This window comes from Novosphingobium soli (assembly GCF_042432915.1).
Classification (GTDB): Bacteria; Pseudomonadota; Alphaproteobacteria; order Sphingomonadales; family Sphingomonadaceae; genus Novosphingobium; species Novosphingobium soli.
Genome location: NZ_JBHLWK010000036.1, coordinates 1 through 12693 on the forward strand (window position 1 = coordinate 1; position 12693 = coordinate 12693).

Annotated in this window: 12 protein-coding genes and 2 pseudogenes; 11 read left to right on the forward strand and 3 right to left on the reverse strand. The window is 64.4% G+C overall.

Going from position 1 to position 12693, the window contains the following annotated elements; genetic code table 11:
- Positions 1 to 33: 33 nt before the first annotated feature.
- Positions 34 to 351 (forward strand): annotated as a pseudogene (locus ACFFJC_RS20255) (hypothetical protein); the annotation flags it as partial.
- A gap of 251 nt (positions 352 to 602) precedes the next feature.
- Positions 603 to 1907: an Ivy family c-type lysozyme inhibitor gene (locus ACFFJC_RS20260; RefSeq protein ID WP_379489162.1), complete on the forward strand. Its 1305-nt coding sequence runs from the start codon at positions 603 to 605 to the stop codon at positions 1905 to 1907.
- On the opposite strand, the gene ACFFJC_RS20265 is transcribed toward ACFFJC_RS20260, so the two are convergent.
- Genes ACFFJC_RS20265 through ACFFJC_RS20275 form a run of 3 tightly spaced genes read right to left on the reverse strand, consistent with a single transcriptional unit; the run spans position 1897 to position 5365 of the window.
- Complete coding sequence (locus ACFFJC_RS20265) at positions 1897 to 2913, reverse strand: tyrosine-type recombinase/integrase (protein WP_379489163.1); 1017 nt, start codon at positions 2911 to 2913, stop codon at positions 1897 to 1899. The genes ACFFJC_RS20260 and ACFFJC_RS20265 overlap by 11 nt on opposite strands.
- Positions 2910 to 3824, reverse strand: coding sequence for a tyrosine-type recombinase/integrase (locus ACFFJC_RS20270; protein WP_019053427.1), 915 nt, complete (start codon positions 3822 to 3824; stop codon positions 2910 to 2912). Before ACFFJC_RS20270 ends, ACFFJC_RS20265 begins: the two co-directional genes overlap by 4 nt.
- A complete protein-coding gene (locus tag ACFFJC_RS20275) occupies positions 3818 to 5365 on the reverse strand; it encodes a tyrosine-type recombinase/integrase (protein WP_379489164.1) in 1548 nt (515 codons plus the stop codon). Before ACFFJC_RS20275 ends, ACFFJC_RS20270 begins: the two co-directional genes overlap by 7 nt.
- Before the next feature lie 53 nt (positions 5366 to 5418).
- Between ACFFJC_RS20275 and ACFFJC_RS20280 the strand changes: the two are divergent.
- From ACFFJC_RS20280 to ACFFJC_RS20320, 9 genes and pseudogenes are all read left to right on the forward strand, one after another.
- A pseudogene (locus tag ACFFJC_RS20280) lies at positions 5419 to 7281 on the forward strand (strawberry notch C-terminal domain-containing protein); the annotation flags it as partial.
- A complete protein-coding gene (locus tag ACFFJC_RS20285) occupies positions 7281 to 8321 on the forward strand; it encodes a DUF7146 domain-containing protein (protein WP_379489165.1) in 1041 nt (346 codons plus the stop codon). The pseudogene ACFFJC_RS20280 and the gene ACFFJC_RS20285, both read left to right, overlap by 1 nt.
- A 297-nt stretch (positions 8322 to 8618) precedes the next feature.
- Positions 8619 to 9545, forward strand: a complete 927-nt coding sequence (locus ACFFJC_RS20290) for a DUF2493 domain-containing protein (RefSeq protein WP_379489166.1) — start codon at positions 8619 to 8621, stop codon at positions 9543 to 9545.
- A 233-nt stretch (positions 9546 to 9778) separates the two neighbouring features.
- Positions 9779 to 9946, forward strand: a complete 168-nt coding sequence (locus ACFFJC_RS20295) for a hypothetical protein (protein ID WP_165608585.1) — start codon at positions 9779 to 9781, stop codon at positions 9944 to 9946.
- 142 nt (positions 9947 to 10088) lie between these two features.
- Complete coding sequence (locus ACFFJC_RS20300) at positions 10089 to 10529, forward strand: hypothetical protein (RefSeq protein WP_379489167.1); 441 nt, start codon at positions 10089 to 10091, stop codon at positions 10527 to 10529.
- 575 nt (positions 10530 to 11104) lie between these two features.
- Positions 11105 to 11425 carry a DUF736 domain-containing protein gene (locus ACFFJC_RS20305; RefSeq protein WP_053553340.1) on the forward strand — a complete coding sequence of 107 codons (321 nt, stop codon included), beginning with the start codon at positions 11105 to 11107 and terminating at the stop codon, positions 11423 to 11425.
- A gap of 183 nt (positions 11426 to 11608) precedes the next feature.
- Complete coding sequence (locus tag ACFFJC_RS20310) at positions 11609 to 11863, forward strand: helix-turn-helix domain-containing protein (RefSeq protein ID WP_063987298.1); 255 nt, start codon at positions 11609 to 11611, stop codon at positions 11861 to 11863.
- Positions 11864 to 11924: 61 nt separating this feature from the next.
- Positions 11925 to 12212, forward strand: coding sequence for a DNA -binding domain-containing protein (locus tag ACFFJC_RS20315; protein WP_446686268.1), 288 nt, complete (start codon positions 11925 to 11927; stop codon positions 12210 to 12212).
- Between the two features lie 114 nt (positions 12213 to 12326).
- Complete coding sequence (locus tag ACFFJC_RS20320; protein WP_379489168.1) at positions 12327 to 12551, forward strand: transcriptional regulator domain-containing protein; 225 nt, start codon at positions 12327 to 12329, stop codon at positions 12549 to 12551.
- Positions 12552 to 12693 lie beyond the last annotated feature (142 nt).

Genomic DNA, 12693 nt, shown 5'->3' on the forward strand with positions numbered 1-12693 from the left:
GCGCTCCTCCGCATTACCGCTTCCTCGCGATAAGCCATCATCCACAACCACCTGGACGCGGCGATGGAGGCGGCCAATATCACCGGCACGTCCGGCACGCTGAACCGGCAGGCCAAGTCCGCCGCCCGCTCGGCCTTCGAGAGCGCCAAGCAGCGCTTCTTCGGCCATCTGCTCACCAGCATGAAGACGCCGACCCTGATCCGGTCGATCAGCGGCGACCTGGAAGCCGGCCATGCCGCTGTCATCCAGATCGTCTCGACTGGCGAGGCGCTGATGGAACGCCGCCTGGCCGACCTGCCGACCGAGGAATGGAACGACGTTCGCGTCGACATCACGCCGAGGGAATACGTGTAATGTTGAGCTCAACATTAGAGGAATTCTTTGCAGTCGCAGTTTATGTCGAGCGTGGCGGCGGGAGGCGCAGGTTTCCTTCGGTTTTCCATGATTTCACTCCAGATAATTGCCTGACAAGGTTGAATGCTGGGGCCGTTAGGATTGTCGGCACCGCTGGAATGGTGCAGGTTGTAGAAAATCCCCGAGGCAGTCGTTCGTCGCTTTCAATCGAGGTCCCGATGCAAGGCTGTCCGCCATGGAGATCTGCCATGCCGAACAAACTGCCCAAGCGCCCCATTATCGTTTTTCTCGCAGGGATTTTTCTGGGCTTGCCCGGCGTCGCAGGCGCAGTGACATTGACGTCATTAAAAGGCATGGATCTCGAAGGAAGCTATGGCTCGTATGCGCCGCGTGGCGATTGCTCTCGAGGGGCGAGCCTTGAGATCAACGAAACCGGCTTTACTTTCAAAGCGTCTGGTCAGACTGTAAAAAGCACCCGGTTTGAGTACGCGGCTTCGTTTCTTGGCCCGACCTATGAAGGCGTTAGCGCGGTCTTTTTTCCTTTTCCTGTCAATGCCAACGATTTCGGACGCGTGATCTTGACGGTCAATGACGACGAAAAGCGAGGCGTAGTCCGCCTTGAAGCAGACGTCGCGCCTGGACAGCGCCTGGATCCGTTCAAGTCAGCGCTCGTGTCGCAATCCCCACTGCTCTTGTGCAAGGGGTCTGGGCCGGCATCTGCTGCTTCAAAAGCACCTCTGCAAGCAAGGCCAGTCTTGGGAAAACCGACGCCGCTAGCCTGGACCAATCTTGCGAGTTCCATAGGAAAATTCCAAAGTGATTCCGATCCCAACGGAATAGATCTTTTGACAAGTGGTCCGATAGCTGACGTGATACGTTCGCGTTTGGGCCGCAAAATAGACCTGCTGGCCAGCAATCTTTCGGCGATATCCGGTCTCCAACGACAAGGATCTCTCTATTGGGTTACGGGAAATGCGCCGCATCAAGGCGGTGTAGAGCAAGCCTATGTTTTGCTTGATGCAAATCGCCGTGCTGTTCAAATTGGCCTTTGGGAAAAGGGAAAGTTGACGGTCTATGCGCCTCAAGGAGGCCGCTTGCCCGTGCCCCAGGACATTGCTCGCCTGCTTATGGACAGCCCACCTGAGGACGCAGTGCCGCTGCCTGGGACTGCTTGGGAGGTCGTGCCGGTCCAAGGTCGCGCCCCAATGGCCTATGTCGATGTAGCTGCTTCGCCAAACATCAAGTCGTTTAGCCTGTTTTGTGAAGGCAACCGCCCCATGATGGCCATGCTCCTTAACAAGCCCGCGACGGTGCCGCGCGTTACGGTTACATGGAATTTTGCTGGTCGATTAATTGACATTCCGACCGGCCGCGCGAACGCTCAGAGCACGTTTTGGCAGGCCAACCTCACTGGTTCCCAACTCATTCCGATGCTTCTCCGTCAAAACGGTTCGGTTATGCTACGCATCAACGGCCGCCTCGAAGGCGAAGCTTTGTTGGCGGGAGCGCCACTGGCGCTTCGAACTGCGATGCGGACCTGTGTCAAATTTTGACATGACCTCCTGCACGTATTTCCTGAAGCATTGATAGTAGATCTTCGCTTTGCGGCTTGAAGCGCCCGGGCCTGATGGCGGGTGCGCCGTGAGCCGCGAGGATTTGCAGCTTCTCCTCGGGATCGGCGCGCAAATAGGTCTCGGTGCTCTGGATGCTGGCGTGGCCGAGCCACAATGCAACCTTGCGAATGTCCCCGGTCGCCGCGAGCGTGTGCATCGCACAGGAATGCCGCAGCACGTGCGGCGTAACCCGCTTGCCAAGGATCGACGGCTGCTTCGTTGCCGCGGTCTTGACGTGCTCGGCCAAACGGAACGCAAATCCGTCGCGGGTCATGGGCTGCCCGTTGGCATTGAGGAATATCTCGGCAGCTTGCGCGTCGGGCCGTATCGCAAGCCACGCGCGCAATACGAACTGGGTCTCTTTCCAGAGCGGCAGGACCCGTTCACGCCGACCCTTGCCCATGATGTGCACGGTGGACAGGGAGCGGTCCGGGAAATCGCGCAGCTGCAGCGTTACGAGTTCCGACACTCTCAGCCCGCCAGCATAGGCCAGATGCAGCATCGCGCGATCGCGGGTGCCAAGGCGTGTCCGGGGATCCGGGGCATCGAGCAAAGCCTTGATCTCGGCCCGGTCGAGGTAGTCGATCAGCGCCTTGTCGGTCTTCTTGGTCGGGATCGATCTGACGCGGAGGGCCAGATCCAGGCAGGCCGGAATCCGATACTCGATGTACCGGAAGAAGGACCGGATCGCGGCGAGCCTGCCATTGCGGGTCCGCACACAGCTGCCGCGCCCGGTCTCGACATGGTCCAGGAAAGCCATGATCATGTCGGGGCCGAGATCCTCGATCTCAAGATCGGTCGGCCGACGCTTCAGCCGATCGGCAGCGAACTGAACGAGGAGGACGAAGCAGTTGGCATAAGTCTTCACTGTGTGCGGGCTGACAGCACGTTCGCGTGGCAGATGCTCACGCAGGTATGCCGAGAGATGCGGAGCGAGCGCCGTCATGCCGCCTCTCCCCGGTAAAGCTGCTCGCTCGCAGCCGCAATGTCGCGCAGCAGCACCGGAGTGGCCTCGAGATACCAGTACGTGTTGGCGACCGACGCGTGCCCCAGATAGACACTGAGACCGGCCATGTGGTGAGCGATGGCCTCCCTGTCAGGTGGGCAGGACTCAAGGGAACGGACAGCGAAGGTGTGCCGCAGATCGTGGAGTCGCATGCCCGCCGTACCGGTTGGTCCACGATATCCGAGCTGCCGGGCCAATCTGACGAACACGACGTGGGCGCGCACCTTGTGCGGTGCCCGTCCCCGGATAGTGACGAACAGGTCGTTGCCCCTGGCCGCGTGCTTCTCGCGGAGGGCGAGATAGGCTTCGAGTGCTTGGCGCGTCGATGGCTGCAAGGCAATCAGCCGCTGCTTGCCAAACTTGCCGTTGCGGACGATCAGGCCATCCTCGACCAGATCTTTGCATTGTAATGCGAGGGCCTCGGAAATCCGGAGACCTGTCGCCGCCAGCAGCCCGAACAGGTAATGGTACGTGTGTGGGCTGATCGTGCCTTGGGGTGGAACGTCCAATGCAGCAGTCATGATCGCCCGCACCTGGTCCGGCTCAATGATGGTCGGCGTCGGGCGTGGCCGCTTGCCCCGACCGAAGACGCCGGCAGGCGGAACTTCGTGGCCTGAATCTTCGGCGTGAGCGAAAAGGCTGAAGTTACGTGCGGTGTCGAACCTCCGGCGGGCCACATATTGTGAGCTCGACGTATGGCACCAGTCGTAGATGCGCTGGACCTGAGTGTGCCGATCGCCGAAACCCCCGGCGTAGGCGGCGTACAGGCGCAGCATGCGTTCCTGTTCAGAGAACTTCAGCCCGAGGCTGCGATGCAGCGCCACGTATCTGGAAATGTGGATGTTCAGCATGACTGTTCTCCCGGCCAGGGCTGCGCGATCTTCATGAGCATCGGCAGATCGACCTTGGCGTAGATGGCAGTGGTCTCGGGCGAGCTGTGACGCAGGATGGTCCCGACGGACTCCAGGCCTGCGCCCGCGCGCAGCAGGTTGGTGGCAAGCGAATGCCGGAATATGTGCGACCCGGTCGGCACTCCTTCGATCCCACCGCGGTCGCGCGTACGAGCGACGATGCCCGCTATCTCAGCGGACGAGCGGAATGGCCGAAACGGTGCTTGTGCACGCAGGAACAGATGCTCTTCGGCGGCCTTCGGGCGGGCTGCCGCAAGATATGCCAGGATCGCGTCGCCAACATCCTGCGGCAATGGCAGGCGGTCCGGTCGACGCGTCTTGCCCTTGACCGTCAGGTGGCCGGATCGCCAGTCGATGTCGTCGAGACGCATGTTCTGAATATCGGCAGCCCGCAGGCCGAGCCTGGCGAGCAGGAGAATGATGGCCTTGTCCCGGACTTCCACCGGACGATCTGTCGGACAGGCCGCAATGATCCTCTCGATCGTTGCCGGGTCGACGTGGCGCGGCAGCGTCGAAAGGCGGTAGCGCTGTACTGATGGAACTGCATGCAACAATGCCGGCCGGCACTCGCCACGCACGACCAGAAACCGGATGTAGCTCCTCATTATCGTGACGAGCAGCGATGCCGACCCCGGCGTCTCCTTGCTTCGTCGTTGGAATGCGCTCCTGAGTCCGGCGGCATCCCATTGCGAAGGCTCGCCCAGCATTGGCATGAGCCGTCTGATATCGGTCCGGTAGCGCCGGATCGTCTCGTCCGTGGCGCCGCAGTGTTGCTTGAGCCATGCCAAGTAAGCCGACATGTGCGGGTCATCGTCCGCCACCGGTTCAACCAATGGGATGGCGCCCCGGCCTCGCAGGAACTCGACGAAGTGCCGTGCGCATCGCCGCCGCCGCTTGGTGCCCGTTGCGACCAACTTGCCCCGCTTGCGCCAGACCGGGCATCGGCAATCATGCGCTGCATAGTGGTCGATGATCGTGTCATCGATATCGATCCATTGGCGCCGCGCCATGCGAAGCCAGGCCACGAAATGCTCGGCCTCGGACCGATAGGCCTGTGCCGGTCCCTCGGCAAGTTGCAGGCGATCGATCGCATCGGAATAGTCGGCGAGGTGCCGTGGCAGATCGTCGATCCCGTCGTCGACTTCGACGTAGCCTTGATCTTCCAGGAACCGGACGAAGCGCCTGACCCTTGCTGCTTGGTCAGCCTTGTAGTGCGCTTGCTGCGCCGAATACCGGTGGCACCGGCACCCATGCTTTTCGAACCGCCGGACAGCCCGATCGTCAATCGTGCGGATGGCGATCCTATGCAGGCCCAGCCAATGCAGGAAATGGCGGACCGCCGCGCCATACAGAACCGCACAGCCTGACTTCTCGTCGAGCGACTGAGAGGAGAGGAATGTGGTGAGAAGGGTGCCGTGACTGGGCGGGTCTTCGACCCGGAGCGGGGCCGCTCGAAACGGCAATGATGATCTTGATCGCATGTTGGTTCCTTCGACTTGTTGAGGTCGAGGGAACCGTAATTATCTGGAGTGAAATCATGGAAAACCGAAGGAAACCTGCGCCTCCCGCCACCACGCTCGACATAAACTGCGACTGCAAAGAATATGTTCTCGACTACCTCGCCCATTCCTTCCCGGTGCAGCTCTACGAGCCCTTCACCGACAGCGAGGGCAACCTCTCGTCGCGGCCGGTCTATCGCGACGGCCAGCCTGTCGAAAGCCGCGAAGCCGTCGCGCGCCGCGACGAGCTGATCGCGCAGCTCGCCTCCCTGCCACCCGTGCCCGGCGCGCTCGACCAGATCGTCCAGCATTTCGGCACGGAGCTGGTGGCCGAGGTGACAGGCCGCTCGCGGCGCATCGTCCGCAAGAGCACGCCTTCGGGCGGCGACCGCCTCGTCGTCGAGAACCGCGCCGCAGCCGCCAATCTCGCCGAAACCCAGGCGTTCATGAACGACAGCAAACGCATCCTGATCTTCTCGGACGCCGGCGGCACCGGCCGCAGCTATCACGCCGAGCTTTCGGCGCGGAACACCCGGCTGCGCGTCCACTATCTGCTCGAACCCGGCTGGAAAGCGGACGCCGCCATTCAGGGCCTCGGCCGCACGCACCGGACCAACCAGGCGCAGCCGCCGCTGTTCCGGCCCATCGCCACGGACGTCAAGGCGGAGAAGCGCTTCCTTTCCACCATCGCCCGGCGGCTCGACACGCTGGGCGCCATCACCCGCGGCCAGCGCCAGACCGGCGGTCAGGGCCTGTTCCGCCCCGAGGACAATCTGGAAAGCCCCTACGCCCGCGATGCGCTCCGCCAGCTCTATCTCCTGCTGGTGCGCGGCAAGGTCGAAGGCTGCTCGCTCGAACGCTTCGAGTCCGCCACCGGCCTGAAGCTGATGGACGCGAACGGCATCAAGGACGAACTGCCCCCGATCACCACCTTCCTCAATCGGCTGCTGGCCCTGACCATCGAGCTTCAGGGCATCCTGTTCACCGCCTTTGAGCAGCTTCTAACCGCCAAGATCGAGGGGGCCATAGCCGCTGGCATCTACGATGTCGGGCTGGAGACGCTGACAGCGGAGGGCTTCACCGTCACCGGCCGCCAGACCATCTATACGCATCCGGGCACGGGCGCCGAGACCCGGCTCCTCACCATCGCGCAGCGGACCCGCAACCGCCCGGTCACGTTGGACGACGCGCTCGCCCATCTCGGCGAATCCGGCGCCCGGCTGCTGGTCAACGAACGGTCGGGCCGCGCAGCGGTGCAGATCCCCGCCACCTCGATCATGCTCGACGATGGCGAGATCGAACGCCGCGTCCGGCTGATCCGGCCGATGGAATCGCACACCGTTCCGGTGAAGATGATGGGCGAGACCCATTGGACCGAGGCGGAACGGAACGACTTCGCCTTGGCCTGGAACGCCGAGGTCGCGGACGTGCCGGCGTTCTCCGACAGCACGATCCATGTCGTCGCCGGCCTGTTGCTGCCGATCTGGAAGCGGCTGCCGAACGAGACCACCCGCGTCTATCGGCTCCAGACCGACGAGGGCGAGCGGATCGTCGGCCGCAAGGTCTCACCCGCCTGGGCGGCCAATGCGACCACGACCGGCGCAGCCACGCTCACGCCCGCCGACGCCTTCATGGCACTGATGGATGGCCGCACCATCCTCGACCTCGCCGAGGGGCTTCAGCTTCGCCGCGTCCGTGTGATGGGCGCCAACCGCATCGAACTGTCGGGTTTCACCGACACGATGCGCGAGCGGCTCACCGCCTACGGACTGTTCCACGAGATCATCTCCTGGAAGCTCAGGATGTTCGTGCCGACCGATAGCGCCGGTCCTGCGGTGCTGGAGCGCGTGCTGGGCCGCTATCCGGTCCAGCGCATCGGCGAACGCGAGGCGGCGTGATGACCCGTCTCGACGCTTCCGATCTGGCGCACCGTCTCGGCCGGGAGGCCGAGGCGGTGTGCCGCCATTATCTCGACGCCGGCCACCGTCAGGGCAATTACTGGCAGGTCGGCGATGCGCGCAACACGCCCGGCCGCTCGATGTTCGTCCGGCTCAAGGAGACGGCGAAGGGGCCGGCGGGCAAATGGACCGACGCCGCCACCGGCGAGCATGGCGATCTGCTCGACGTGATCCGGGAGAGCTGCGGCCTCACCGACTTCGCCGATGTCGTCGAGGAAGCCCGCTGCTTTCTCAGCCTGCCGCGTCCGAAACCCGCGCCGGCGACGAAGAAGCGACCGAGCGCGCCGGCCCCGTCAGGCTCGGCCGAGGCGGCAAGGCGATTGTTCGCCATGTCGCAGCCGATCAGCGGCACCCCCGTAGAGACGTATCTTCGCCATCGCGGCATTACGGCTTTGCACGGAACCGGAAACCTTCGCTTCCATCCACGCTGCTATTATCGGCCCGACGACCATGGCCCGACCGAAACCTGGCCGGCGATGATCGCCGCCGTCACCGATCTCAGGGGCGCGATCACCGGCGCGCATCGCACCTGGCTCGCCCCTGATGGCTCCGACAAGGCGCCGATCGAAACGCAGCGCAAGGCGATGGGCGATTTGCTGGGCCATGCCGTTCGCTTCGGGATCGCCGGCGAGGCGATGGCTGCGGGCGAAGGCATCGAAAGCGTCCTGTCGGCGCGTCAGACGATACCGCACATGGCGATGGCGGCGGCGCTGTCCGCAGCCCATCTGGCCGCCATCCTGTTCCCCGAGACGCTGCGCCGACTCTATATACTGCGCGACAACGACCCGGCAGGCGACGGCGCGCGGGACAACCTGGTCGAACGGGCGAACGCGGCCGGCATCGAGGCCATCGTGCTCTCGCCGGTGTTGGAGGACTTCAACGAAGATCTCCGGCGCCTCGGGCTCGATGCGCTCCGCGCCAGCCTGCGGGTGCAGCTCGCGCCGCACGACGTCGCCCGCTTCATGGCTCAGGCGGCTTAGCCGCCCGCGACGGACGTCACGGCAACCGTCATCATGCCCGCGGGCATGCGTCAACCATCGGAGAGGACCGCGCCTCGGCCTTCGAGAGGGCGATCGGCCCACAAACGGGCCAGGCCGGCAATGGCGGCGGCCGACTATTTTCCGGCGCGGCCCTGCGGGCCGCTTTCCATCGCGAGACAAAATAGCCGGCCTTAGCCATCAAGGCCCTCGCTTCGCTCGGACTGCCAGCCCGCCCCGCCCGTGGGCTTCGTCGCCATGAAGGCCGCGACGGTCGCGGTCCAACCGACGGAGCATCCCATGAGCGAGCACGACGACTACGAACCCGAACACGCCGCATCGCCGACCGACCTGATTGCGCAGGAGCTTCAGCTCTACGGCTACCGGCCCTCCGAAGACGAAGCCGATTCCAGGCCCGTGCCGGAAGACCGCATCATCGAAGGCGCCGTCGCCGACATCTTCGACGCCCTGATCTCCACCGTGGCCGATACGAGCCTCGATCCCGAACTCGACGATCTCCTCTGGTCCACCGTCAATACGTTCCACCGCGCCGTCGAGCGGGCCGACCGCAAACTCGACGACAACGAGCAGGCGCAGAAGCGGCTCCAGCGCGAACAGGATGGCTCGGAGGTCAAATCCGTCCAGCTCGAACGCCTGATCGACCTTGGGCAATCGCTGATCGAACGGCGCGACAGCCTGGAAGTCTTCCGCGACAGCGCCGCCGACCACTATCTTCGCGCCACCGGCTCACCCTGGTCTCAGCGCACCGGCTCGCGCGTCAACCATCGCCGCCTCACCGCAGCGATGATCGACAGCCGCGACTTCCTTGCCGCCAAGCGCCGCAGCGAAACCGAAGTGCTCGTGCCCGCAGGCCCGAAGATCGCCTTTTCCGGCGGCGACACCACCGATCACAAGCCGATCTGGGCCAAGCTCGATCAGGTCCACGCCAAGCACCCCGACATGGTGCTGATGCACGGCGGCTCCCCGAAAGGCGCCGAGAAGATCGCCGCGCGTTGGGCGGAAACCCGCAAGGTGCCGCAGGTCGCCTTCAGACCCGACTGGACGAAACACGCCAAGGCCGCACCGTTCAAGCGCAACGACGCCATGCTGGCGGTCATGCCGATCGGCATCCTCATCTTCCCCGGCACCGGCATCCAGGACAATCTCGCCGACAAGGCCCGCAAGCTCGGCATCCCGGTCTATCGGTTCGGAACCGGCGGAGCGTGAGCGCCGCCGTCTCCACGGCAGGACACCGGCTCCTGCCGCAGAGCACCACCCCCCGCTTCTTTGCGCTGATCCTTGGTCAGACTGATCGCCTGACGCCATCAACCCGTGAAGGGTCGGCTACGCCTTGCGTGCCGCCGCTCCGGCTCCGCCTGCGCGGTGATTGCAGCTCTCAGTCCGACACGTCGGGCGCCTGTCAGCGGGGGGGTCCTCCGCTCGAAACAGGAGCCGGATCGATGTCCTTCAACGACGCCCACGCCTTCGCCTTCAGCCTCGCCACCAGCCTGATGGCGGTCATCGTCATCTTCCGCGCCGGCGACGGCACGCTCTCGGTCACGCCCGCCAGCGAATATGACGGCGACCTCTCGCAGATCGTCCGCGAAATTGACCCCTTCGCTCCATGAAGGGGCGAAGATCATCGCCCACGGGGCTGAAACCTTATCGGTTTCGGCTCCCGTCCGCGTCGATATTTTGCTATGATCCCCGCCGCGCCGTGGTGGTGGTGGAAGGCGCGACCGTCAGAATTGTTCTTTCGGAGACACCGCCATGATCTTTCTCGGCATCGTCCTTTCCATCGCGGCCATCGGCTTCTTCTGCTGGCTTCTGTTCACGCTCGCCGTCTTCGCGCTGCCCTTCTTCGCTGGCCTCACCACCGGCGGTTGGGCCTATCACACGGGCGCGGGCTGGATGGGCGCGATCCTGATCGGCGTGGTCGCGGCCGGGCTGACGCTCGGCCTCGGCGAGCTCCTGCTCGGGATTGTTCGCCCGCTCTGGGCTCGGCTGCTGATCGCGCTCGCCTTTGTCACACCCGCCGCACTCGCCGGCTACCACGCCACGCACGGCATCGTGAAGCACACCATGCCTTCGGAAACCTGGCAGTTGGTGTTTTCCGTCATCGGTGCGGTCGCGGTCGGCGTCACCGCGTTCGCGCGCGTTACGGGCATGGCGGCCGCTGGCCCGGTCGGCCGGAGCCCCGCCGGAGCCTGACAATTCCTCCGCAGGTATCGGCGGGACAATAGGGGCGACACCACGCCATCCGCGTCGGCTTGATGGGGTGGCGATGCGGGCGACGGAACCCGGATCACGCTGAGGGCCGCAGCGTGCGGTCATTCCATCGGAAGCGCCCGAACCGAACGCCGGTCGCGGCGCAGCCGACCGACACGGAAAGGCGGAGGGTTTCCGCCCGCGGCAGGCCCGGACAACGCAGGACCGCAAGGCCCGCCGCCAAGAGGGGCGATGCGGCGGCGAACATCCGGCAGGTCTTGGCGCCGGTTTCGAGAGGGCCGCCATCCTCTCCGCTTCTTCCCGTCACCAGCCCGCTCCAAACGGCCTCTTCAATGGCTTGATCTGGCCGAAGGCCGGCTGCGCCTCGATCGCCTATGGCGCAACAGCGGCGTCACAACTTTCTTCCCCTGCCGGCTTCGCCGTCCTTCCTCGCGAGACAAGAAAGCTCCTCCTTTGCTGTCAGGCCCCTGCGGGGTGCGCCGTCGATCACCTCCGGCCTGTCGATCGCCATCGAGGCCGCAATGGTGCGGGCTCGATAACGGAAACGGAGATTTGAAATGGCGACCATCGGCACCTTCAAGAAGACCGGCAACGAGTTCACCGGCGAAATCGTCACCCTCAGCGTCCAGGCCAAGGGCGTGCGCATCGTCCCCGACCAGCGCGCCACCGGCGAAAACGCCCCCAGCCACCGGGTTCTGGTCGGCCGCGTCGAGATCGGCGCCGCCTGGTCCAAGCGCTCCAACGAGGGCCGCGACTATCTGGGCCTCAAGCTCGACGATCCGAGCTTCAACGCCCCCATCTACGCCAACCTCTTCGACGACGAGGACGGCGACGGCTACTCGCTGATCTGGTCCCGCCCGAACCGCCGGGCGGACTGACCCACCAGCAAGGCCCCGGCCGACAGGCCGGGGCCTTTGCCTTGCCCACGCGCGAATCGGTGACGCCGCCGAAGACCGGAGGAGACGGGCGACCAGGTTTCCGGCAGTCCCCGCGACGCCAAGAACGACTAAAATAGTCGTAGTTCTGGCAAGTAGTTATTGGCCGGTGGGAGGTGGTCATTCATGATCACCGCCCGACAATCACGGGCCGCACGCGCGTTGCTGGGATGGACACAGGAGACGCTCGCTGACGAGGCTCGGACATCGCTGACCGCGCTCAAGCGTCTCGAATCCGAAAACGACCTCGAGGTGTATGAGTCGACGCGCGATCTCGTTCGCCGGGCGCTGGAGGCCGCGGGGATCGTCCTGCTCTCGACCGACAAGGGCGAAGGCGTGCTGTTGCTTCACGACCGCAAAGACTTGCCGCCGAAGCGTTAAGCGCCCGCCATTTGTTCAGGCGGCGCACAGAATTTCCCGCGATGCTGTTAACGAACCTCGGATGAGCGATTATAGTCGCTCTATGGGACAGCCAACGCCCTCATTCCTCGACGAGCCGCCGGTCAGCCAGTCGCTCACAGCTTACGACCGTGAGCACATGGCTCTCTACATGCGTCTGATCGACTCGGCCCGCGACGGCGCCGCCTGGCAGGAAGCCGTCCAGACCATCTTCGGCCTCGATCCCGCGCACGACCCAGAGCGTTGCCGCCATGTTCACGACTCGCACCTGGCGCGGGCGCGCTGGATGACGGAACAGGGCTACCGCGAGTTGACCCGCCCTCGGCACTGACCCGCCGCGATGCCGACTTGGCATCGCGCTTTGCCCACCGCCGAGCTTCCATAGGGCGGCGCTGTCGGGAATCCTTTCTTCCCCCACAATCACTTACGCAAAGGGAGGATCGCGATGACACCCAATGCAGCAGGCTGGCGCTCCTCCGCCGCCTATGAGCATATCGCCCAGATGAGCCCGTCCGATCTCGCCTGGGAGTGGCTCCGGCGCAACGACGCCTATGTCGAAGACTACCGGGAACTGAGCGAGGGAAAGACCGACATCCAGACGCTGACCGACAAGATCCGGCGCCGATGGGGGTTGCGATTTCCCCGCGGACCCGCAGGCTCCGCCATCTGAAGCCCGCATCGTCTGGCTGCCCGCGAACGATACGAGCGCCGTCTTTCTGGGGCCGGCCCCTGCGGGTCTCGCCGAGGACACCGATCCGCAACCGACCTTCGATGCCGCCTACCGCATCGGAGACCATGACGAAGACATCCTT